Origin of the sequence: Devosia sp. RR2S18, assembly GCF_030177755.1 — a bacterium.
In the GTDB taxonomy this organism is placed as follows: Bacteria; Pseudomonadota; Alphaproteobacteria; order Rhizobiales; family Devosiaceae; genus Devosia; species Devosia rhizosphaerae.
The window spans coordinates 3517130-3537292 of sequence record NZ_CP126539.1; the positions used below are offsets into that span (position 1 = coordinate 3517130).

The window sequence follows — 20163 nt, forward strand, 5'->3', positions numbered from 1 at the left end:
AGAGGAGGAGGTGAGACCCCGTGATGGGTGCAAGATGGTGCCACCACCACCGCCCCTTCTCCTCCCCTTCCCTGGGGGAGGCAGGGTGGGGGTCCCGATCAGACACAATTCTGGCAAGCGGCACCTTCTTAAAATCACAATCCAGCCTATATGATCCCCCAACAGAGCCACAACCAGCCCCAGGACACCGATGAGCGAGAACTACCCCGTCCGTGACGAACGCCGCAGTGGTATCGAGCGGCTGATCGGCGGCAGGCCGGGCGCCGTTGCCGTGCGGCTAGTTCTGCTGTCGCTCGTCGTCGGCTTCCTCATGACCCTCTTCGGCGTCGATGTGCAGGATCTCGTGTCCGGCGCAATCGAGTTGGTAGAGACCGCCATTCGCGACGGCTTTGGCGCTTTTGGCAGCGTTGGCGGCTATATCCTCACCGGCGCAGCGGTGGTGCTGCCCATCTGGCTTCTCATGCGCCTGCTCAAGGCGCGTTGATGCCGGAGCGGCTGAGGCTCACCCCACAGGCAGCGCAGGCGCGGCTCGTTCCGCATATCCAGCAGATGGAGAGCGAGGCGCAGGGGCAGCGTATCGCTATTGGGCTTGCCGGCGGTCCTGGCGTCGGCAAGTCGACGATGGGCGTCGCCCTTCTCAACATGCTCAACGCCCTTCATCCGGGCAGCGCTGCGCTGGTGCCGATGGACGGCTTTCACATGCGGCACGCCAAGCTCGAAGAGCTGGGCCAGACGGACCGCAAGGGCGCCCCGCACACTTTCGAGGGTGCCGCCTTTGTCAGCTTCCTCCACCACCTCAAGCACGCACGCGAACATGTCAGCGGCCCCGGCTATTCCCGCAAAATCGAAGATGTGGTGGACGATGCCTTTACCGTCCCGCCCGAAGTGCGAGTGCTGATCATCGAGGGCAACTACCTCCTCCTAACCGACCCACCATGGGCCGGCGTGCGGTCGCTGCTCGACTATGCCGTCTTCCTTGATGTACCGCGCGACCTCGTTCGTGCCCGCTTGCTCAAGCGGCACGCCGAAGAGGGGCTCTTCACCGAAGAGCGCAACCGCGCCCATATCGAGCGCAACGACCTGCCCAATTATGATCTCGTGGTGCAGTCGCAGGACCGCGCGGACGTCATCATCGAACTGGATGTTGCCAACTAGCAAACCGTGCCCGCCCTGGAATATCCCTCTTCTCGGCGCTTTGGCGTGAGGCTAGAAAAGCGCGGCTCCCCGCCGCCGAGTCTAGCCGATGACCGCCCTGTCTGCCCGCCCGCAATATCCGTTTGACGTTCGCCGCGCCGATGTGTGGCGCATCGCCCTTCCCGCCTCTATCGCCTTTATAACCGAGCCTTTGGTGGGGCTGGTCGATATTGTGGTCATTGGCCGGTTGGGGGATGCGGGACTATTGGGCGGCCTAGTGCTGGGCGCGCTGGTCTTCGACATCATCTTTTCGCTCGCCTACTTCCTCCGCATCGGAACGGCGGGGCTCGTGGCCCAGGCCATCGGTTCGCGTGACCCGCGCGAAGGCCTCCTCCATGTCAGCCGCGCCATTCTCCTCGGCGTCGGCATCGGCGTGCTGATGATCGCGCTCGCGGCGCCCATCCTCTGGCTTTCCACCGCGCTCCTTGCGCCCGAAGCCGGGGCTAGCGCGGCTCTGGCGGACTATTTTAATTGGCGCATCTGGTCGGCGCCCTTCTCGCTCATCAACTATGCCCTGCTTGGCTGGTTCTATGGGCGCGCCGCGGCCAAGACCGGCATGGCGCTCCAAATCCTGCTCCACGGCATCGACATCACACTTTCCATCTGGTTCGTGCATGGCCTGGGCTGGGGCGTGCCCGGCGCCGCCATCGCCACGGTGGTTGGCCAAATTGTTGCCGCCTCGCTCGGCATTGCGCTGCTGCTGCGCCATTATGGCGGGTTCGGGGCCGTGTTGCGGCGGATCGAGCCCGGCGAGTTGCGCGACGCGGTCGCCGTCAAACGCATGTTTGGGCTCAGCCGCGATTTGATGATCCGCTCCGCGGCCCTCATGGGGGCCTATGCCTGGTTTGCCGCGCAGGGCTCGCGCATGGGCGAGGTGGCACTATCGGCCAACGCCATCCTCCTCAATCTCCTGATGGTGGCCGGCTATTTCATGGATGGGATCGCCCAAGCGGCCGAGCAACTGACGGGCAAGGCGGTCGGCGCCAATTGGCGCCCCGCCTATGAACGCGCCTACGGGCTTTCCATGCAACTGGGCCTGCTGCTCGCCGTGGGGCTGGGGCTGTTGTGGTATCTGAGCGGGCCTTGGGTCATTGGCTTCATGACGACCAACAAAGCGGTGCGCGACTATGCCCTCGCCTATCTGCCTATAGCCGTTCTCTGCGCGCTCACCTTCATGCCGGCCTTTATCTATGACGGCATCCTGATCGGCAGCACGCTCAACACCACCATGCGCAATGGTATGGTGGTTTCGCTCGTCGTGTTTCTGGTGGCCGCACTCACATTGCAACCGGCCTTTGGCAATTGGGGCCTCTGGGGTGCGATGCACGCCTGGTTCCTGGCCCGCGGCGCGATCTACTGGTGGGCGCTGGAGCGGCGGAAGGCGGGGCTCTTCGCCCCAGCCCATTAGAGCGTTCCGCGACCCGCAGCCCACTCCTCAGTTCTCCTGCCGACCACTTGGCTGACATTGGTCTGGCCCTGCGCCCGCACGGCGGCAACCAGGCCGCGCTTGATCCCAGCCAAAAGGTCGAGCCCACCAAAGACCAGAGCCGAATAGAGCTGCACGGCATTGGCGCCAGCCTCAAACTTGGCAAGGGCCGTTTGCGGCGAGTGAATGCCGCCGACTCCGATGATGGGCAGGTCGCCGACGCGCTGCCGCATCTGCGCCAGGCGCTGCGTCGAGAGCATGAACAGCGGCTTGCCGGAAAGGCCGCCTGTTTCGCTCGCATTCTCCTGGCCCGCAACCATGTCGCGGTTGATCGTTGTATTGGACACAATGAGCCCGTCGAGATCGGTCTCGAGCACGACGCGAGCGATTGCATCGAGCGCGGCCTCGTCGAGATCCGGAGCGATCTTGAGCAGCACCGGCACCCGCGTCATGGCCTTGGCGCGGGCCGACAGCACCTCACCCAAGAGGCGCTTTAGCGCTTCGTCGGCCTGCAGGTTGCGCAAGCCCGGCGTGTTGGGCGACGAGACATTGACGGTCAGATAGTCGGCGAGATCGGCAAAGCGGCGGACACCGGCAACATAGTCGGCGACGAAGTCCTCGGTATCCTTGTTGGCGCCGATATTGACGCCTAGGGCCGCAGGCACGCGCAGCCCTTTAAGCCGCGCAAAAGCCGCCTCATGCCCCTCATTGTTGAACCCCATGCGGTTGATGACCCCTTCGGACGCGCCGATGCGAAACAGGCGCGGCTTGGGATTGCCAGATTGCGGGCGCGGCGTAACTGTGCCGATCTCGACCATGCCGAAGCCCATCAGCGCCAACGGGCGCGGCACTTCGGCGTTCTTGTCGAAGCCCGCCGCCATGCCCACCGGGTTCTTGAGGTCTAGCCCACATAGGGTCGTACGCAGCTCTGGGCCGTCAGCATGCTCTTGCTCTGGCGCCAGGCCCAGCTTCAGCGCGGTGATCGTTGCACCATGCGCTGTCTCGGGATCCATCTTGAGCAGCGTCTGCTGCGTCAGGCCGGAGACCCCCGGCATGCGCAGGAGCGGCGAGAGGGCAGAAAAGATCATCGAGCAGCCTCGGGAAGGCTGACACTGCCGTCAGTGGCAACGCTGATCGTCTCCTCCCACGCGATCGCACTCGTGGGAAGCGGGCCGCCATAAAGATGGGGAAACAGTTGCCCGCCACGTGATGGCTCCCAGACCAGCCGATCACTCAGGTCATTCGTGCGAACCGCCAGCAGCACCAGATCGGCTTGTCCCTTGAAGTGCAGCCGCAGGGTTTCCTGCAACTGCTCGGCGGTCGAGAAGTGCATATAGCCATCCGATGCGTCGATGGGCATGCCCTCGAAACTGTCGCTGGTGCGAGCAGGACCATAGGCGGTTTGAGTGGCGATCTTGTAGATGAGCTCTGGATGCGTCATGGCGCGGACCCTAATAGGCGGCGCTTTGCCCATCAAGCGCCGCGAGCGCTTTACAAGCCAAGCCCCCACCGCTACATATAGGACTATCTTCCGCACCTAAGATTGATTTCCTCTGAAGGAAATTGCCATGCTCTCACATAGCGCCATTTGGGATGGGATCGACGCCCTGGCGCGTCGGCATGGCCACTCCGTTTCGGCGCTGGCCAAGCTGGCCGGTCTCGATGCCACCGCCTTCAACGTTTCCAAGCGCGTCAGCAAGGATGGCCGCGAGCGTTGGCCCTCGACCGAGAGCATCGCCAAGGTGCTCGAAGTTACCGGCGAGAGCTTTGACAGCTTCCTTGCGGGCGGCACGTTTCTGCAAACAGGTACCCGCCGGTTTCTTCCCACCGTGCCACTCCTTGGCCTTGCGCAAGCGGGCACCGGCGGCTTCTTCGACAGCGCTGGTTTTCCCGCCGGTCAGGGCTGGGACGAAGTTGCCCTGCCCTCACCCGGTGAAAACGGCATCTATGCGCTCGAAGTGCAGGGCGACTCCATGGAGCCGCTCTATCGCGAAGGCGACCGGATCGTCGTCTCACCAACCGAGCAGGTGCGGCGCGGTGATCGTGTCGTCGTCAAGACTCGGGACGGCGAGGTAATGGCAAAAATCCTCCACCGCCAAACGGCCAAGCAGATCGAATTGCACTCGCTCAACCCCGCCTATGCGCCCCGCATTATCGACCTCGTCGATCTTGAATGGGTGGCGCGCATTATTTGGGCCAGTCAGTAGCGAATTGCTGCGTCCACGGGCAACAGTCCGTTACCCCTAAGCGCGCATTTGCGACAGTAGATCGAGCGAGCTAGGCGGTTTTGAGGAGCTTCCCGGCCAGCGCCTCGGCGATCAAGGCACGCGTTTCAGCCACCCCGAACAGGGCAATGAACGAGCCAAAGCGCGGCCCCTGGTCCTCGCCCAACAGCACCTGGTAGATGGCCTTGAACCAGTCGCGCAGCGGCTCGAATTGGTGTGTCTTTCCAATCTCATAGACGAGGTTCTGCAGCTCTTCGGCGTCGATCGACCCCTCATGCGCAGCCAGCCGATCATGCAGATCTTGCAGGGCCGCCCGCTCCTGTTCCGTTGCTGCGCGATACGTCTTGAGCGGCTTGACCTTGTCGTTAAAGTACCGCACGGCGTAGCCGGCCAGCTTATCCAGCTCCGGGTGGCTCGCCGCACTCGCCCCGGGAATATAGCGCGAGATAAAGCCCCACAGAACCTTGGTTTCCTGGGCGTTTGCCGTCGCCACAAGGTTGAGCAACAGCGCAAAGCTCAGCGGCACTTCGGGGTTCGGCACATCACCGTAATGCACATGAAAGGCCGGGTTCTCCAGCCGCGCTGCCACGTCTTGCGTTTGGTAGGCAGCCACATGCGCATAGTAGTCATCCACCTGACGGGGAATGACATCGAAGTGGAGCCGCTTGGCCACCCGAGGCTTCTGGAACATGTAAAGACCCAGGCTTTCGGTGGAGGCATACGTCAACCATTCATCGATGGTCAGCCCATTGCCCTTGGACTTGGAGATCTTCTGCCCCTCGGAATCGAGGAACAACTCATAGACATAGTGCTCCGGCGGTGTGCCGCCCAGGATGGCGCAGATCCTGTCGTAAAGGACCTGATTGGTCTGGTGGTCCTTGCCGAACATCTCGAAATCGACGCCCAGGGCGGCCCAACGCATGCCGAAATCGGGCTTCCACTGCAGCTTCACATTGCCGCCCGTGACCGGAAGAGTAGTGTCGCCACCATCCTCGTCGGCAAAGGTGATTGTACCGTCCTTGGCGTTGACCTCCTTCATCGGCACGTAAAGGACGCGCCCGCTGATCGGAGAGATGGGCAGGAAAGGCGAATAGGTCGCCTGCCGCTCGGCGCCCAGCGTGGGCAGCATCACCTTCATGATATCGTCGTACCGCTCAGCCGCACGCAGCAGCACCGCGTCAAACTTGCCGGACTTGTAGTAGTCCGTGGCGCTGGCGAACTCGTAGTCGAACCCAAAGGTATCGAGAAACCGGCGCAGCATGGCGTTGTTGTGATCGCCAAAGCTGGTGAACTCATTGGTCCAGGGGTCCGGCACCGAAGTCAGCGGCTTTTGCAGATGCGGCTCCATGGCCTCCTTGGAGGGTACGGTATCGGGAATCTTGCGCATGCCGTCGAGGTCATCGGAAAAGCAGATGAGGCGCGTCGGGATCTCGTCGCGGGTCAGCAGGCGAAAGGCGGTTCGCACCATGGTGGTGCGCGCCACCTCCCCGAAGGTGCCGATATGGGGCAGGCCAGAGGGGCCGTAGCCGGTCTCGAACAAGGCCTCTCCCTTGCCGCTCTTTTCCAGCCGCTTGACCAGTTTGCGTGCTTCCTCGAACGGCCAGGCACGGGCAGTCTGGGCAGCGTCAAAGAACGCCGGATCGAGTTCGGGCAACGGAGCGGGCGACAAGGAATAAGCCTTTCAACAAGAGAGTGCGGCTGGTGTGTTGCATCCCCCATCGCCAACGTCAACGTGGCAGGCGCTTGCCAAGCTGGCGGAGGATGCCTAGGTGTTCGCCATTCGAGCAACAGGGAAGCCCCATGTCCACTGCCGCACAAGATGCACTTATCCATCTGATGATCGTCGCCGCCACCTCCGACAGCGCCATCACCGATCGGGAGCTTGCGCGCATTCAGGCACTTATCGGCAGGTTGCCGGTGTTCGAAGGTTTCGACATCGACCGGCTGGAGGACGTAGCCAACGCCTGTGCCGACAAGCTCAATGGCCCTGAAGGTCTTGATGGTCTGCTCGACCAGGTGATCGACACTCTGCCCAAGAAACTGCAGGACACCGCATATGCGCTCGCTGTCGAGGTGACGGCTGTCGATCTGTTCCTCGAGCAGGAGGAACTGCGGTTTCTTGAGATGCTGCGCGACCGACTGGAGCTTGATCGCCTGACAACAGCCGCGATTGAGGTCGCGGCGCGCGCCCGCCACCGGCGCATGCCGGCTTAATAGAACCCCACTGGAAACCAACGCAGATAGAGTTCATCCAGGGCGCCGCTTTCAGTCAGCCGCACCAGCGCCCAGTCGATGACGTGCCGCATGTTGTCTTGCCCTGCCGGCAGGGCAATGGCTAAGCCCTCCCCGAAGAGCTTGGGACGGAAGTAGGGCTCGCCGGCAAAGCCGCAGCAGTCGAGATTGTCGTTCAGCCAGAACGAGGCGCGCATTGCATCGCCGAAGAACACATCCACATCCCCCGCCTGCAGCGCTTGGAGCGCTTCGATTTCGCTGTCATGTCCGACAATCTCGGCACCTGGGATGTAGCGGGCGAGAAAAGCTTCATGCGCACTCCCCGCACGCACGCCCACTGTGTCGACGCTCACGCCGGACACATCGAAGTCAGGCAAATCTTCCGTGCGGGTGACGAAACGGCCGGGGAGTTCAAGGTAGACGGAGGAGTAGTCGAAGCGTTCGCCATTCTCCGGCGTCAGCGATAGACCGGCGATCAGCGCATCGCCCTGATTGTCGGCCAGGGCGTCCGCAGCCTGGTCCCAGGGCCAGGCTTGGATGGTACAGGCGACATCCACTTCCGCGCAGATGCGCTTCGCAAGATCCACGTTGAAGCCGATGAGTTCGCCGCTAGCGTCGCGGAAGTTGAACGGCGGGAAGTCGGCAGTGGTCAGAAAGCGGATCGCAGGGACTGTGTTGTCCCGCGCCAGCTCGCGAGCGGTTGGATCCGCATGATAAGGCATTACCTGCGCAAATGCTGCTGCACTGCCGAGCGAAAGCAGCAACAGCGCCATTGCACCTCGGGTTGCCAGATGGGTCCCCTTCACCACGTCAGACCTGGTCCAGGCCATACAACAAATCGGCGATCAGGTCGTCGGGATCCTCCAAGCCCACCGAGAGGCGCAGCAGACCCGGGGTGACGCCGGTTGCCAGCCTGACTTCCTCCGTCAACCGCTGGTGGGTGGTGGTGCGTGGGTGGGTGATCAGCGACTTGGCATCACCCAGATTGTTGGAAATCAGGATCACCGCCAGCGAGTCTGCCAGCGTGAACGCCGCCTGCTGCCCTCCCCTGACGTCAAGCGCCATCAAGGTCGAGCCGCGCAGCATCTGCCGCTTGGCCAGCTCATATTGCGGGTGGCTGGGATGATGCGGGTAGATCACCCGTTCGACCTTGGGATGTGATGCCAGCGCTTCGGCGAGTTTCTCGGCGCTGTCAGTCATCTGCCTGACCCGCAGAGCGTAGGTCTCGAGCCCTTTGGTCAGTACCCAGGCATTGAATGGCGATAGGGTCGGACCGGTGTGGCGTAGGAAGGTGTGAATGTCGCCCTCTATGAGCGCCTTCGAACCAAGCACGATGCCGCCCATCACCCTACCCTGTCCATCGATATGCTTGGTGGCGGAATAGGTGACCAGATCGGCGCCCAGCTCCAGCGGCTTCTGGTAGAGGGCTGTGCTGAAGACATTGTCGACGATGAGCTTTGCACCATGAGCGTGGGCAATATCCGCAACGGCCCTAATGTCCACGAGCTCCAGCGTCGGGTTGGTGGGGGTTTCGATGAACACGATCTTGGTGTTCGGCTGCATCGCTGCAGCGAAGTTGGCGGGATCGCGGCCATCGACGAGCGTGGAAGCAACGCCAAAGCGCGGGGCATAATCCTCCACCACATAGCGGCAGCCACCGAACAGCGCCTGGGAGGCCACGATATGGTCGCCCGCCCGCACCTGGCTCATGATCGCATTGGTCACCGCCGCCATTCCCGTAGCGAAGGCCCGGGCTGCCTCAGCGCCTTCCAGAAGCGCCATACGATCCTGGAACATGTCATAGCTGGGATTGGCAAAACGCGAGTAATTGTGCCCGCCGGGTACTTTGCCCTGGAACAGCAATTCGGCATGTTCCGAGCTTGGATAAGCGTAGCCGGAATTCAGAAATAGCGCTTCGCTGGTCTCGTTGAACTCGGAGCGCTTGGTGCCGCCATGCACCATCTGCGTTGCGGCCGAACGACGGGCGGGATCTTGGAGGGGATTGTTCGCCTTGGACATCAGCACACTTTCCAACAAAAAACCGGCACGCGAATGGCGGCCGGTTCCAACGGTCTTTAGCAATTTCTTTTAAGTGGCTGCAAGCGACCGGCCAAATCACCACTGGGCTGTGATGTAAAGCCAATTGTCTGTTGGCGTCAATCACCGGGATTGGTAGGGAAGATCAAAGCACCGCAGGAACCCCATCGCCATGGACGAGCAAGAGCGCTGGCCAAGAGGAGTTTTCTCTGCCCGGCTGATCGAAAAGCTGCGGCAGACCGATGCCATTCGTATGCCCCGCCCCTTCGACGACGACCAGGTGCAACCGGCAAGCCTGGATCTGCGGTTGGGGGACGTGGCCTACCGCGTCCGGTCGAGCTTTTTGCCTGGTCCCAGTCACTCCGTCGCTGAACGCATTGATGCCTTGAAGCTGCACGAGATCGATCTCACGCGCGGCGCCGTGCTGGAGCGGGGCTGTGTCTACCTCGTGCCGCTGCAGGAAGGCCTCGCACTGCCGCCGAACGTCAGCGCCTCAGCCAACCCCAAGAGTTCCACTGGCCGGCTTGATGTGTTCACGCGGGTGATCGGTGATCGAGCCCGCGGCTTCGACCAGATGCCGAACGGGTATGCGGGCCCCCTTTATCTAGAGGTCAGCCCCCGAACTTTCCCGGTGTTGGTGCGCACTGGCTCACGGCTGAGCCAGATGCGCTTCCGCTCTGGCGATACACGGCTGTCGGCCACAGAGCACCAGGCCCTCCACGCCAGTGATACGCTGGTGTTCGCTGGCAACCACCCGGTAGGAGACGGCATAGCCCTGTCGATCGATCTAAAGGGAGATGGGCGCAGCGGGCTGGTTGGCTTCCGTTCCAAACGTCACACCGCTGTGGTTGATGTGGACAAGAAGGGCGCGCTCGATGTGCTCGACTTCTGGGAGCCCATCTTCAACCGCGGCCGCGAAGAACTCATCCTTGATCCCGATGAGTTCTACATTCTCGTGAGCGATGAGGCCGTGCACGTGCCGCCCACTCATGCTGCCGAAATGGTGCCGTTCGACCCGCTAGTGGGTGAGTTCCGGGTTCATTACGCCGGTTTCTTCGATCCCGGTTTTGGGCATTCAGCCGCGGGGGGCACAGGGAGCCGCGCAGTGCTGGAGGTGCGCAGCCGCGAGGTGCCATTCCTGCTCCAGCACGGCCAGACCATCGGGCGGCTGATCTATGAGCAACTGGCCGAGCCGCCCGAGCGGCTCTATGGCAGTGCGCTGGGGTCCAATTACCAAGCGCAGAGCCTCAAGCTCTCCAAGCACTTCAAGCCCTATACGCCCTAGGGCGGCATCAGAAGAAGATGTCGTCGAGCTCTGCCTCGGCCGGCTGGTCGTTGGCAGCAACTGGCATCGGGACCGCCCGGCCGAACACACCATCATGGATCTGCCGCTCTGCGCCCATGGTGTAAGTGTTGCGAAGCTCGCTGAGCGTTTCAACCAGAACAGGAGCAAACTCCTGCGGCACTTCTGAGGAGCATTGATCCAGTAGTTGCAGCTGCAAATCCGCCAGGGATTCGGCGATGTCGGAGTGATTGCCAAAGGTGTTGGCGGCTTGCCCAAGTAGGCCGATAACGATCGGCCCGTCTCGGTTGAGCGTCGCCAAGGCTTCCGCCAGCGAGCGGTCGACTGCCTCGAGCATCGAAAGTGCGCCGTTTGCCTGCTGCTCCAATTCGCCAATCCTGCCGGCGGCAGCTCCGGTCGCGGTAGCCCCGAAGGATTGCGCCAGTTCGGCCGCCTCGTGCAGGCCTGACATTGCAGATTCGGCGGCTGCGACCGTTTCGCCGGTGAGCTCCCGCAGCTGGCTGGCGATGACGTTGAGCGCGGCGCCGCGGGGGCCAAGCTGGGCACATTTCACTGCCGCATTGAGGCTTACAAGGCGCATGTTTGCCTCGATTTCTTGGACCGCTTCAACGTGCCCGAGGAGAATTCTGACTGTATTCTGAACAGCGTTTGCCACGACGCCGAGCTTGGTGCGCTCGCCGTCGCAATTACGCAGCACGGCGGCGGCAGCACGCACCTCGGTGCTGAGCTGGGTCAGAGCCGATTTACCTTTCCCGTCGCCGTAGATGCTGCGGCTCCGGTCCATGATGCTGCGGGCATCGCTGGCAAGTTCGGCAAGCGCATCGTTGGCTTCCGAGATATCGCTCGAGAAGGCCTCGGTTGCAGCGGCGAGTTGTTGGGCCTCGAGGGTACCGATCACAGCACGGATGTCTGCAGCGTCCTGCTCTAATAGATCGCCATCGAGCAGTCTGCACATCTTGTCCAGCCCTGCTTCGACGTGCTCGAGACGCTGCCGTGTTGCGTCGCCGACTTGCAGCGCCATCACGGCCTGCGCGATCCGGCCGACGATCTGGCGGGTGACACGGCTTGTTTCCGAGCTGCTCTCCACCGACAGATGCTGCTGCGCTGCAACCGAGCCAAGAGTTATACGCAAGCTCTGCGCTAAAGCGGTCAGGCTGTGGGCGTGAGCGGTCTCGAAGCGCTGCCGCTGCTGGGCTGCGGACTCTACCGCATCAACAAGCTGGCGGTAGACCGCCGTGAATTCTTGAAGGGTCTGGTTGGCGCCGTCGGAAAGCTTGGCGATGTCGGTCGTAAACACGTCGAAGTCGTCGCGATCTCCCACGACGGCCGCAGCAACCACGCGGGCGTTGATGGCGACGATGCCCATCATCTTTACCGTTCGACGCAAATCCGCGATCGGGTGATGCGCCGCGGTGACGACCTCTACGAGCCGAGCAAGATCCGCCTGTTCGGTTGCGAAAAGGGCTGAGATCGCCTCAGCCTCGTGCCCAACTGCGTGGAGCCGCTCTGCCGCGTCCTTGAGCTCGGGGCTTTCGAGCTGGGCGGGTAGCGCTTCAAAGACTTTGGTGACCCGGTTGAGCAGAGTGGCGCCTTCAGACAGGCGCGCACCAACCGATACGAAGGTGCTTTCTATCTGTTCGCGGGGTTCGGCCAGTGCGGCGATCAGCGCCTCTAGGCTGATGGAGGCCGCTGTGGAGCGCTCATGCGCAAGTGCAGGGATCACCGATTAACTCCCGGTTCGCCGCGGAGCGCGGGCGTAGATGCCGATCTCGCCGGCGACGCGATTGAGCGGCACGGTTTTGGCCGCTGCCCCTCGCTGAATGGCTTCCTTGGGCATGCCGAAAACAACACAGCTTTCCTCGTCCTGAGCAAGGGTGTAGCTGCCGGCCTGACGCATTTCGAGCAGGCCCCGCGCACCATCGTCGCCCATGCCAGTCAGCAACACGCCCATGGCATTGCGACCGGCAGTTTGCGAGGCGGAACGAAAAAGAACATCGACCGATGGCCGGTGACGCGAAACGTGCGGACCATCGACGATGCTAACCGTATAGCGCGTGCCAGTGCGTTGCAGCAGCATGTGGCGATTGCCGGGGGCGATCAGCGCTCGACCTGGCAGCACCACGTCGCCATCCTCGGCCTCCTTGACTTCGATGGCGCACATGTTGTTGAGGCGCCGGGCGAAAGCGTTGGTGAAGTTCTCCGGCATGTGCTGCACGATGAGGATTGCGGGTGAGATGGCGGGCAGGGGCTCAAGCACCTCCCGCAGGGCCTCGGTGCCGCCGGTGGATGCGCCGATGCAGATGATCGGATCGGTATCGGGCTGCCGAGCGCGGACGGAAGCGGCGCGCGCCTCGGAATGGGGTGGGATGATCGCGTCCGCGTCCAGCTTGGCTTCCACAACGAGGCGGGGCGCCGGCTTGTGCACACCGCGGAACTTGGCGTGCGCAGCGGCCTTGGCGGCATCACAGATCCGCATCCGTGATTCCTGGAGGAATTGGGCGGTGTCCACGCGCGGCTTAGTCACCACGTCCACGGCACCCGCTTCAAGCGCCTGCATCAAGGTATCCGATCCCGCCTCGGCAAGGCTGGAGCAGATGACCACGGGGATAGGCCGCTGCGCCATGATCTTGCGCAGGAAGGTCAACCCGTCCATGCGCGGCAGTTCGATATCGAGGAACATGACGTCGGGCACTTCCTGGCGGATGCGCTCGACTGCAACGTAAGGGTCGGCAGCCGTCGCCATCACCTCGAGATCGGGATCGCTGCCAATAATCTCGCTCAAGGTCATGCGGACCGAGGCGCTGTCGTCGACGATAAGGACGCGGATTTTGCGGCTGGAGAACGTCATGCCCTGCTCACGGCTTCTGGAAAACGGCGGGGGCAACCTGACGCATGGTCACCGCGGTACCGATCATGGATTCGGAATGCCCAAGAATTAGATAACCGCCGCACCGCAAATGTCCGATCAGGCGCAGGATCACCTTCTCCTGGTCGGCCTTATCGAAATAGATCAGGACATTGCGCAGGAAGATGACGTCCACATCCCGGTCAAAGGGGTACGAGGTATCCATGAGGTTGAGCCGAGCGAACTGGACGAGCCGGCGCAGTTCAGGGACTATTCGCACCTCGGGACGCAAGCCTTGTTTGCGGGCATGCATCAGATAGCGACCGTTTTTCTCGGGCGGTACCGGCGCGACGAACTCGGTTGGGTAAACGGCCCGTTCGGCTTGTTTAAGCACGGATGTCGAGATGTCCGTACCCAAAATGGCGAAGCGGAAATCGCGCCGCTGGGCCGCTAGGTCGGCCAGCACCATGGCAGTGGTGTACGCTTCGGCGCCTGTGGAGGATGCCGCGCTCCACACTTTGATCAGAGGCTGCCGCTCACCGTTGCGAAGTTCCAGCAGATCCGGGACGAGCTTGCGCTCGAGCAGGTTGAAGTGTTCGGGCTCGCGAAAGAAGTCGGTCTTGTTGGTGGTGACCGCGTCAATCAGGTGGACCCGTTCAGCGGCGAGGCCGCCGCGCTGAAAGAGGAAATGGCTGTAGTCGTCCAACCCTCGCAGGCCCAGCGCACGCACGCGCTTGCGCAAACGGCCTTCGATCATCAGCCGTTTGGCAGGCGGCAGCTTAATGCCGGTTTCATCGCCAATCAGTTGGGAGATACGGCCGTAGTCACGATGGCTGAGGTGATCGGCGTCGGCATGGTCCGCGGCCGGCGCGGGGCGGGTCAGAAGCGACAAGTCCTGGTACTCCAGACAAGGGACGGCACGCCCATTTGGGCGTGCCGGAAGATCACGCAGCCTGAGAGGTGGCGGCTTCAAAATCGCCGAGGAGCCGATCGAGCTCGAGCACCGTCACGAAGCGTCCGTTACGACGGCCAATGCCGGCGATACAGCGCCCTGACCATAGGCCGCTCACCGGGGGCGCCGGATCGAGGGCATCGTCGTCGAGGATAGTCACCTCGAAGACCCGGTCGGCACGCAGCCCCAACCGCAGATCCCCGCCCCGGCCCGCAAGGGCCAGGACGATGATGCGGGTGTTTTCGGTGTCGGGTGTCTCCGGCAGACCAAGGGTCAGGCGCAGATCGACCACCGGAACACCCTGGCCACGCACGTCGATCATGCCGAGCAGGGCTGCCGGCGCCTGGGGCAGCCGCGCGATGGGTCGCATGTCCAGGATTTCCTGCACCTTCTCGACCGGCGCTGCGAAGAGTTCCTCCGCAACGCCCAGAGTTACGTATTGGGCCCGTTCCGCCATGGCCGATCTCAGGCCGCGCCGCGGCGGCTGAACTCGGCGTCGAGCGCATCATGCCCGTCATCGAGGTCAAGATCGAAGCCACCACCGCTGCTTGCCCGGGCTGCCGGCTTGCGGGGAGCGACATGAGGCGCCTTGGCAAGGATCGCCTCGCGCAGTGCCGCGGTGGACGGCTTGGAACGGCTGGCCAGTGGAGCTTCGCTGGCACCGTGACGATCATCGACCCGGAAGTAGCTGATCGCCGATTGCAGCTGTTCGGCCTGGCTCGCCAGCTCTTCAGAGGTCGCCGACATTTCTTCGGCAGCCGAAGTGTTCTGCTGGGTGACCTTGTCGAGCTGCTGGATGGCCGTGTTGATCTGGCTAGCACCGGCATTCTGCTCACGGCTGGCCGCCGAGATTTCCTCGACCAGTTCAGCCGTGCGCTGGATATCGGGAACCAGCTTGCCGAGCATTTCGCCGGCAGACTGGGCGGCCTTTACCGTAGTGCCCGAGAGCGTAGAGATTTCTGCCGCCGCAGCCTGGCTGCGTTCGGCGAGCTTACGCACTTCGGAGGCTACCACGGCAAAGCCGCGGCCATGTTCGCCGGCACGGGCAGCTTCCACTGCCGCGTTGAGCGCCAGGAGATCGGTCTGGCGGGCGATTTCCTGCACGACCATGATCTTTTCGGCGATCGTCTGCATGGCAGTGACAGCGTTGTTCACAGCTTCGCCAGAGGCGATTGCGTCGGCAGCGGACTGGCGCGCGATCTTTTCGGTCTGCGATGCATTGTCGGCCGACTGCTTAATGGTGGCAGCCATTTCTTCCATCGAAGCGGAAGCCTCTTCGGTCGAGGACGCCTGCTCGGTTGCACCCTGGCTCAACTGTTCGGCCGTGGCGGACATTTCCTGGCTGCCGGCCGCAACGTTGCGGGTGGCGGAGGTCACTTCGGCGACGACTTCACGCAGCTTGGCCGTCATGCCGTTGAGCGCTTTGATGAGATCGGAGACCTCGTCGTCCGATTTCACAGCAGCGGTCGCGTTGAGGTCGCCATCGGCCACGTCATTGGCGAGTTTTACGGCGCTCGAGAGAGCACGAGAGATCGAGATAACGATCCAGGTGGCGGCTATTGCTGCGATTATGGCCGAACCGGCGAGAATGCCAATCAATAGCATCATCGAATGTTCGTAGAGTTGCTGAGCTTGTACATCAGCCTCTGCCATAAGCTCCTGATTGTGGTCGATAAGTCCTTGCAAAATGCCATCGGCCTCCTCGAGCAGCAGGTTCGTGTTCGACGCGGTTTGCATCGCAAAGTAGTCGCCATTTTCCATGCTCACCGCAACGGCCTTGTTCATGGCCGCAACCATGTCGTCGTAGGCCGTTCTCGCAGCATTGAACAAAGCCATATCGCCCTGCGGCATTGTCCGTTGCATGTCCGGGATACGACCCGCATTCGCCTCGACGCCAGCAAGGTAGTCAGCATGCCACTGCTCCTGCAAAGCGCGATCCTGTGACGCGGCCAGGAGCACATTTCGCTGCTGCCGGAACATGTCGCTACCGGTTACGAACATCTCAGTCGCTGCCTGGTAGGCGGGAAAGGCCATCAGATCGCCTGAGGCGACGCGACGCTCAAGTGAAGCGCGCAACGCGGCCATGGTTTCCTCGAAAACACCCAAAGCACCGCTGCCTTCGCTGCGGCTGATCTGGAGTGCGGTCGCGTCGGAGTTTTTAAGGGTGTGTTCTTGAGTTGCCAGAGCTTCAGACCACATCTGATCGAGCTTGGCCGAGAAAACGGGCAGCTGCTCGAGGGTAGCGGAGTCTGGGGCGTTGGCACTGAGCTGATCGAGGCCGCTCGTCAGTTCGGTGTAGTCGCTCTCGAGGGAAGCGATGTACTCCTGCTTGAGGTCAGGGTCGGTCGTCAGAATTTGGGCCCGAATGCGCGAACCCAGGCTCTCAAGGCTCGTCTGCATCTGAGACGATGTCACCACATTGGCAGCCCGTACGTTCACGATGGTCTCGAGCTTCTCGTTCAGAGCACCGAGATTTTGAAGCGCGACGAACATGCTCCCCGCGGACATGGCAACCACGACGGTGAACACCGCCGCCAGTTTGGTTTTGATAGTCAGTCTCACGATGCAGACCTTTCTTCTGAAGCTGCTGGGGCGACCGTTCTGGCGCCCTGGGTTTCGAAAATGCGTCCTAGATCCGGGATGATGATGAAGCCGCCATCGCGCTTGCCGATGCCGCGGATGAACTCGGGCCGCCAGCGCATGCCGACCTTGGGCGCCTCTTCGATCGAAGCCGCTTCAATGTCGGTGACGTCATGGACCTTGTCGGCGAGAATGCCGGCGACGGTCGGCTCGCCGTCGATCTCCACTTCCATGACAACGATGCGGGTATCTTGATCGGGTTCAGGCCGATCCATGCCGAACATGACCCGGAGATCAGCCAGCGGCACGACGCGGCCGCGTACATTGATCAGCCCGTTGACGAAGGGTGAGGCGTTGGGCACCTCGGTGATCGGCACAAGATCAAGGATCTCGCGGACGCTGCCCGCCTCCACGGCAAAGAGCTCGTCCTGGAGGCGTAGCGTCAGCGCCTTCATCGAAGTGTTGGGAACAGCGCTCATGCTGCCCTCCCCTGTTCACGAGAGTGATCGACATAGCTCTGACCGTGGGCGACCAGATGCGCGGTGTCGAGAATGAGCGCTACGCTGCCGTCACCCAGAATGGTGGCGCCAGAGAACGATTTGATCCCCGAATGCAGCTTGCTCAGCTGCTTGATGACGGTCTGGTTGTTGCCGATGATCTGATCGACGACCAGACCCACCCGGCCCTCGCCCGAGGAGACGATCACCACCTTCTGGTGCGGCTCGACCGGCGCCGCAGTCCCGAACACTTCGCGCAGGCGCAGGAACGGCACGAGGCTGCCGCGGATATCAAGGAAGTTGCGGCCGCGGGCATTGGCTTCGACGCCCTCCGGCAGCTCGACACATTCTTCCACCGCCGACAGCGGGATGGTGTACCGGCCATTGCCGACCCGGACCAGCATGCCATCGATGATGGCCAGGGTCAGTGGCAGGCGCAGGGTCATGGTCGAGCCGTGGCCCGGCGTTGTCGCGACATCGATGCTGCCGCGCAACCCATCGATGGTGCGGCGCACCACATCCATCCCAACACCGCGGCCGGAGAGCGAGGTCACCTCCTTGGCCGTCGAAAACCCTGGAGCGAAGATCATCTGCCAAAGATCCTGGTCGGCGATCTTGGCGTCGGGCGCGAGAAGTCCCGCCTCTTCCGCCTTGGCGCGGATGCGCTCGGCATTGAGCCCGGCACCATCGTCGGAGACGGAAATTGCCACTTCGGCGCCAGCATAGACGGCCGAGAGGCGCACCGTGCCCTTACCGGGCTTGCCAGTTTTTTGGCGGGTTTCTGCATCCTCAAGGCCGTGGTCCACCGAGTTGCGGATGAGGTGGACCAATGGGTCGGCGAGACGCTCGATCATGGTCTTGTCGAGCTCGGTTTCCTCGCCGGTGGTGACGAACTCGATCTCCTTGCCCAGTTCGCGCGAGAGATCATGGATGAGGCGCCGGAAGCGACCGAACAGCGTCCCGATCGGCACCATGCGAATGCCCATGGTGGTATCGCGCAGGCCTGAGCTCAGGCGCTCGAGTTCCTCGGCGATCGTCTTGAGATTGCCGTCGCTGCTTTGGGCGGCGATCTGGGTCAGCCGGGCCTGGGCGATCACCAGTTCGCCGACCCGATCCATCAGTTCGTCCAGCCGTTCGGCATCGACGCGCATGGACGAGGAGACCTGGCGCTCCGGTGCGGGCTCCTTGTCGGCAATCTTGGCCTGCTTAGGGCTTGTTTTGGCGGCCTTAAGAGGCGTCGACGCGGCCATGGGGTCTGTTTGGGGCTCAGATACTGGCGCCTCTACTGGTGCCGAGAGGTTAGCGGTCTCTGTTTCGGTTAGTTGCTCGAGCGAGAGTTCCATGCCGTCGCGCAGGAAAAGGAAGACATCTTCAAGCGCAGCGGCGGGATCATCGGCCGTGATGTCAACCTGCCAGCCTATATACGCCGCCTCCGGATCGAGCAGGTCCAGCGGCGGGATGGCATCGGTGATCGGGGTAATGACGCAAGGGCCGATGGCCCGGATTTCGTCCAGCAGCAGCAGCGGATTGGTGCCGTGCACCAAGGCATCGGAGGGGAGGCTGAAGCGGAGGCGCCAGCGCTTGGCTTCCGGCGCTGGTGTGGCCTGGAGCTGCGGCTCGGGCGTCGCGTCAAGATCGATCTCGGCGCCGCCTTTTGGAGCACCGTCGAGCACAGCGCGGAGAGCTTCGAGAATCTCCTCGCCACCGCTGATCTGCGCATCAGGGTGCTCGATCAGCTGGTGAATGTGGTCCTTGGCGTCGAGCGCGACCCCGACCAGTTCGGGAGAAGCCGGCGCCTGGCCCTTGCGGACCCGGTCGAAGGCAGTTTCGAACTCGTGGACAAACGAGGCTACGGCGGTGAACCCGAACATGGCGCCCGAGCCCTTGATGGTGTGGAGCGCCCGAAAGGCAGAGTTGACGAGGTCGTCATTGCCGGGGTTCTGCTCAAGGTCGAGCAGACCGCTTTCGAGCTGCTCGAGCAGCTCCCGCGCTTCCTGGCGGAAGGTTTCGGTAGGATCGGGGAAGCTCATGCGCCCGTAACCTTCTTGATGACGGCGAGGAGTTGGTCCTGCTTGAACGGCTTCACGATCCAGCCGGTCGCACCCGCTTCCTTGGCCTGGCGCTTGAGGTCCTCGTTGGACTCGGTGGTCAAAAGGATGATCGGCACGCCCTTGCTCGAGGGGTGCTCGCGATACTTGCGGATGAACTCGATGCCGTTCATCACCGGCATATTGAGATCGGTGATGACCGCGTGCACCGTCTGCGACGTCGCCTTGGTGTAGCCGTCGGCGCCATTGATGGCTTCAACGACATCCAGGCCTGCGCTCTGCAGGGTCATCGACACCATCTGGCGAATGGATGCAGAGTCATCGATGGTGAGAATGGTCTTGCTCATGCCGACACTGTCCTTGGCTGATGGAGTGGAGTGACCCAGAAGCGAGCCTCAGCGGACACAGCCGCACCCTCGGCATCAAGGAATCCCGTTTCGGTCAGGAGTTCGCGTAGGCGACCCTTGGCAGGTCCTGCCATGGCGAGCGACTTGCCGAGGCTGTCAGCCTGTTTGTGAGCCGCGAGCAGCACCTGGAGGGTACTGACATCGACGCACGTCGCCTCGTCTAACGACACGAGCACCGCATTATGGGAAGCAAGCGCGCTGCGCAACGTTTCCGTGATGGCTTGGATATGCCTGATGCCAGCGTCGCCGCTGATTTCGGCCAGATAGGGGCTGCCTCCGGTCATGACCATGACCGGGCCAGTACGAGCATTACGCAATACATGGACTACTCTACCGCAGAGATACGCTGGGAAGCGGTTTAGGATTGGATCTCGAAGATCCGATGAAGTGCTTTCGAACGCCTTTATTCACGTCTCA

At 62.4% G+C, this 20163-nt stretch carries 20 protein-coding genes and 1 riboswitch; of the genes, 6 read left to right on the plus strand and 14 right to left on the minus strand.

What is annotated here, in order from left to right:
* Positions 1-190: 190 nt before the first annotated feature.
* The 3 genes from QOV41_RS17325 (at position 191) to QOV41_RS17335 (ending at position 2602) form a co-directional block, all read left to right on the plus strand.
* Positions 191-484: a DUF6460 domain-containing protein gene (locus QOV41_RS17325; RefSeq protein ID WP_284578069.1), complete on the plus strand. Its 294-nt coding sequence runs from the start codon at positions 191-193 to the stop codon at positions 482-484.
* The gene (locus tag QOV41_RS17330; RefSeq protein WP_284578070.1) at positions 484-1155 is read left to right on the plus strand and encodes a nucleoside/nucleotide kinase family protein; all 672 of its coding nucleotides are present in this window, start codon (positions 484-486) and stop codon (positions 1153-1155) included. The genes QOV41_RS17325 and QOV41_RS17330 overlap by 1 nt, the downstream gene beginning before the upstream one ends.
* A gap of 88 nt (positions 1156-1243) precedes the next feature.
* The gene (locus tag QOV41_RS17335; RefSeq protein ID WP_284578071.1) at positions 1244-2602 is read left to right on the plus strand and encodes an MATE family efflux transporter; all 1359 of its coding nucleotides are present in this window, start codon (positions 1244-1246) and stop codon (positions 2600-2602) included.
* Here the strand turns inward: QOV41_RS17335 and QOV41_RS17340 are convergent.
* Both QOV41_RS17340 and QOV41_RS17345 read right to left on the minus strand, forming a co-directional pair.
* Positions 2599-3675: a quinone-dependent dihydroorotate dehydrogenase gene (locus tag QOV41_RS17340; RefSeq protein WP_284581366.1), complete on the minus strand. Its 1077-nt coding sequence runs from the start codon at positions 3673-3675 to the stop codon at positions 2599-2601. The two genes, QOV41_RS17335 and QOV41_RS17340, sit on opposite strands and share 4 nt — an antisense overlap.
* A 29-nt stretch (positions 3676-3704) precedes the next feature.
* The gene (locus tag QOV41_RS17345; protein WP_284578072.1) at positions 3705-4061 is read right to left on the minus strand and encodes a DUF952 domain-containing protein; all 357 of its coding nucleotides are present in this window, start codon (positions 4059-4061) and stop codon (positions 3705-3707) included.
* A gap of 127 nt (positions 4062-4188) precedes the next feature.
* Here QOV41_RS17345 and QOV41_RS17350 point away from each other — a divergent pair, with 127 nt between their 5' ends.
* A complete protein-coding gene (locus QOV41_RS17350; RefSeq protein ID WP_284578074.1) occupies positions 4189-4827 on the plus strand; it encodes a S24 family peptidase in 639 nt (212 codons plus the stop codon).
* A gap of 70 nt (positions 4828-4897) precedes the next feature.
* On the opposite strand, the gene QOV41_RS17355 is transcribed toward QOV41_RS17350, so the two are convergent.
* On the minus strand, positions 4898-6514 hold the full coding sequence (locus tag QOV41_RS17355; protein WP_284578075.1) for a lysine--tRNA ligase: 1617 nt from the start codon (positions 6512-6514) through the stop codon (positions 4898-4900).
* 131 nt (positions 6515-6645) lie between these two features.
* On the opposite strand from QOV41_RS17355, the gene QOV41_RS17360 reads away from it, so the two are divergent.
* A complete protein-coding gene (locus QOV41_RS17360; protein WP_284578076.1) occupies positions 6646-7059 on the plus strand; it encodes a tellurite resistance TerB family protein in 414 nt (137 codons plus the stop codon).
* Here QOV41_RS17360 and QOV41_RS17365 read toward each other — a convergent pair.
* Both QOV41_RS17365 and metZ read right to left on the minus strand, forming a co-directional pair.
* On the minus strand, positions 7056-7850 hold the full coding sequence (locus QOV41_RS17365) for a transporter substrate-binding domain-containing protein (RefSeq protein WP_284578077.1): 795 nt from the start codon (positions 7848-7850) through the stop codon (positions 7056-7058). The two genes, QOV41_RS17360 and QOV41_RS17365, sit on opposite strands and share 4 nt — an antisense overlap.
* Before the next feature lie 37 nt (positions 7851-7887).
* Complete coding sequence (gene metZ / locus QOV41_RS17370; protein ID WP_284578078.1) at positions 7888-9096, minus strand: O-succinylhomoserine sulfhydrylase; 1209 nt, start codon at positions 9094-9096, stop codon at positions 7888-7890.
* A 37-nt stretch (positions 9097-9133) separates the two neighbouring features.
* A riboswitch (SAM riboswitch) is annotated at positions 9134-9209 on the minus strand.
* Positions 9210-9286: 77 nt separating this feature from the next.
* On the opposite strand from metZ, the gene QOV41_RS17375 reads away from it, so the two are divergent.
* Positions 9287-10399, plus strand: coding sequence for a 2'-deoxycytidine 5'-triphosphate deaminase (locus QOV41_RS17375; protein WP_284578079.1), 1113 nt, complete (start codon positions 9287-9289; stop codon positions 10397-10399).
* A 7-nt stretch (positions 10400-10406) separates the two neighbouring features.
* Here the strand turns inward: QOV41_RS17375 and QOV41_RS17380 are convergent, their stop codons facing one another.
* The 9 genes from QOV41_RS17380 to QOV41_RS17420 are packed head-to-tail and all read right to left on the minus strand — an operon-like array spanning position 10407 to position 20030.
* On the minus strand, positions 10407-12140 hold the full coding sequence (locus tag QOV41_RS17380; RefSeq protein WP_284578081.1) for a hypothetical protein: 1734 nt from the start codon (positions 12138-12140) through the stop codon (positions 10407-10409).
* 3 nt (positions 12141-12143) lie between these two features.
* The gene (locus QOV41_RS17385; protein ID WP_284578082.1) at positions 12144-13265 is read right to left on the minus strand and encodes a protein-glutamate methylesterase/protein-glutamine glutaminase; all 1122 of its coding nucleotides are present in this window, start codon (positions 13263-13265) and stop codon (positions 12144-12146) included.
* A 7-nt stretch (positions 13266-13272) separates the two neighbouring features.
* Entirely contained in the window at positions 13273-14154 is an 882-nt protein-coding gene (locus QOV41_RS17390; protein ID WP_284578083.1) for a CheR family methyltransferase, read from the minus strand.
* A gap of 52 nt (positions 14155-14206) precedes the next feature.
* Complete coding sequence (locus QOV41_RS17395; RefSeq protein WP_284578084.1) at positions 14207-14671, minus strand: chemotaxis protein CheW; 465 nt, start codon at positions 14669-14671, stop codon at positions 14207-14209.
* Between the two features lie 8 nt (positions 14672-14679).
* Positions 14680-16776 carry a HAMP domain-containing methyl-accepting chemotaxis protein gene (locus tag QOV41_RS17400; protein ID WP_284578085.1) on the minus strand — a complete coding sequence of 699 codons (2097 nt, stop codon included), beginning with the start codon at positions 16774-16776 and terminating at the stop codon, positions 14680-14682.
* On the minus strand, positions 16773-17273 hold the full coding sequence (locus tag QOV41_RS17405) for a chemotaxis protein CheW (protein WP_284578086.1): 501 nt from the start codon (positions 17271-17273) through the stop codon (positions 16773-16775). The genes QOV41_RS17400 and QOV41_RS17405 overlap by 4 nt, the downstream gene beginning before the upstream one ends.
* The gene (locus QOV41_RS17410; protein ID WP_284578087.1) at positions 17270-19321 is read right to left on the minus strand and encodes a chemotaxis protein CheA; all 2052 of its coding nucleotides are present in this window, start codon (positions 19319-19321) and stop codon (positions 17270-17272) included. The genes QOV41_RS17405 and QOV41_RS17410 overlap by 4 nt, the downstream gene beginning before the upstream one ends.
* A complete protein-coding gene (locus QOV41_RS17415) occupies positions 19318-19686 on the minus strand; it encodes a response regulator (RefSeq protein WP_284578088.1) in 369 nt (122 codons plus the stop codon). The genes QOV41_RS17410 and QOV41_RS17415 overlap by 4 nt, the downstream gene beginning before the upstream one ends.
* A complete protein-coding gene (locus tag QOV41_RS17420) occupies positions 19683-20030 on the minus strand; it encodes an STAS domain-containing protein (protein WP_284578090.1) in 348 nt (115 codons plus the stop codon). The genes QOV41_RS17415 and QOV41_RS17420 overlap by 4 nt, the downstream gene beginning before the upstream one ends.
* Positions 20031-20163: the final 133 nt, after the last annotated feature.

What these genes read in the sequence shown, in the direction of transcription:
- QOV41_RS17365 (WP_284578077.1), bottom strand. Translation starts at nt 7,850, where the DNA reads ATGGCGCTGTTGCTGCTTTCGCTCGGCAGTGCAGCAGCATTTGCGCAG.
- QOV41_RS17405 (WP_284578086.1), bottom strand. Translation starts at nt 17,273, where the DNA reads ATGAGCGCTGTTCCCAACACTTCGATGAAGGCGCTGACGCTACGCCTC.
- QOV41_RS17335 (WP_284578071.1), top strand. Translation starts at nt 1,244, where the DNA reads ATGACCGCCCTGTCTGCCCGCCCGCAATATCCGTTTGACGTTCGCCGC.
- QOV41_RS17375 (WP_284578079.1), top strand. Translation starts at nt 9,287, where the DNA reads ATGGACGAGCAAGAGCGCTGGCCAAGAGGAGTTTTCTCTGCCCGGCTG.
- QOV41_RS17340 (WP_284581366.1), bottom strand. Translation starts at nt 3,675, where the DNA reads ATGCCGGGGGTCTCCGGCCTGACGCAGCAGACGCTGCTCAAGATGGAT.
- metZ (WP_284578078.1), bottom strand. Translation starts at nt 9,096, where the DNA reads ATGTCCAAGGCGAACAATCCCCTCCAAGATCCCGCCCGTCGTTCGGCC.
- QOV41_RS17395 (WP_284578084.1), bottom strand. Translation starts at nt 14,671, where the DNA reads ATGGCGGAACGGGCCCAATACGTAACTCTGGGCGTTGCGGAGGAACTC.
- QOV41_RS17360 (WP_284578076.1), top strand. Translation starts at nt 6,646, where the DNA reads ATGTCCACTGCCGCACAAGATGCACTTATCCATCTGATGATCGTCGCC.
- QOV41_RS17420 (WP_284578090.1), bottom strand. Translation starts at nt 20,030, where the DNA reads ATGACCGGAGGCAGCCCCTATCTGGCCGAAATCAGCGGCGACGCTGGC.
- QOV41_RS17410 (WP_284578087.1), bottom strand. Translation starts at nt 19,321, where the DNA reads ATGAGCTTCCCCGATCCTACCGAAACCTTCCGCCAGGAAGCGCGGGAG.
- QOV41_RS17330 (WP_284578070.1), top strand. Translation starts at nt 484, where the DNA reads ATGCCGGAGCGGCTGAGGCTCACCCCACAGGCAGCGCAGGCGCGGCTC.
- QOV41_RS17325 (WP_284578069.1), top strand. Translation starts at nt 191, where the DNA reads ATGAGCGAGAACTACCCCGTCCGTGACGAACGCCGCAGTGGTATCGAG.
- QOV41_RS17385 (WP_284578082.1), bottom strand. Translation starts at nt 13,265, where the DNA reads ATGACGTTCTCCAGCCGCAAAATCCGCGTCCTTATCGTCGACGACAGC.
- QOV41_RS17345 (WP_284578072.1), bottom strand. Translation starts at nt 4,061, where the DNA reads ATGACGCATCCAGAGCTCATCTACAAGATCGCCACTCAAACCGCCTAT.
- QOV41_RS17350 (WP_284578074.1), top strand. Translation starts at nt 4,189, where the DNA reads ATGCTCTCACATAGCGCCATTTGGGATGGGATCGACGCCCTGGCGCGT.
- QOV41_RS17415 (WP_284578088.1), bottom strand. Translation starts at nt 19,686, where the DNA reads ATGAGCAAGACCATTCTCACCATCGATGACTCTGCATCCATTCGCCAG.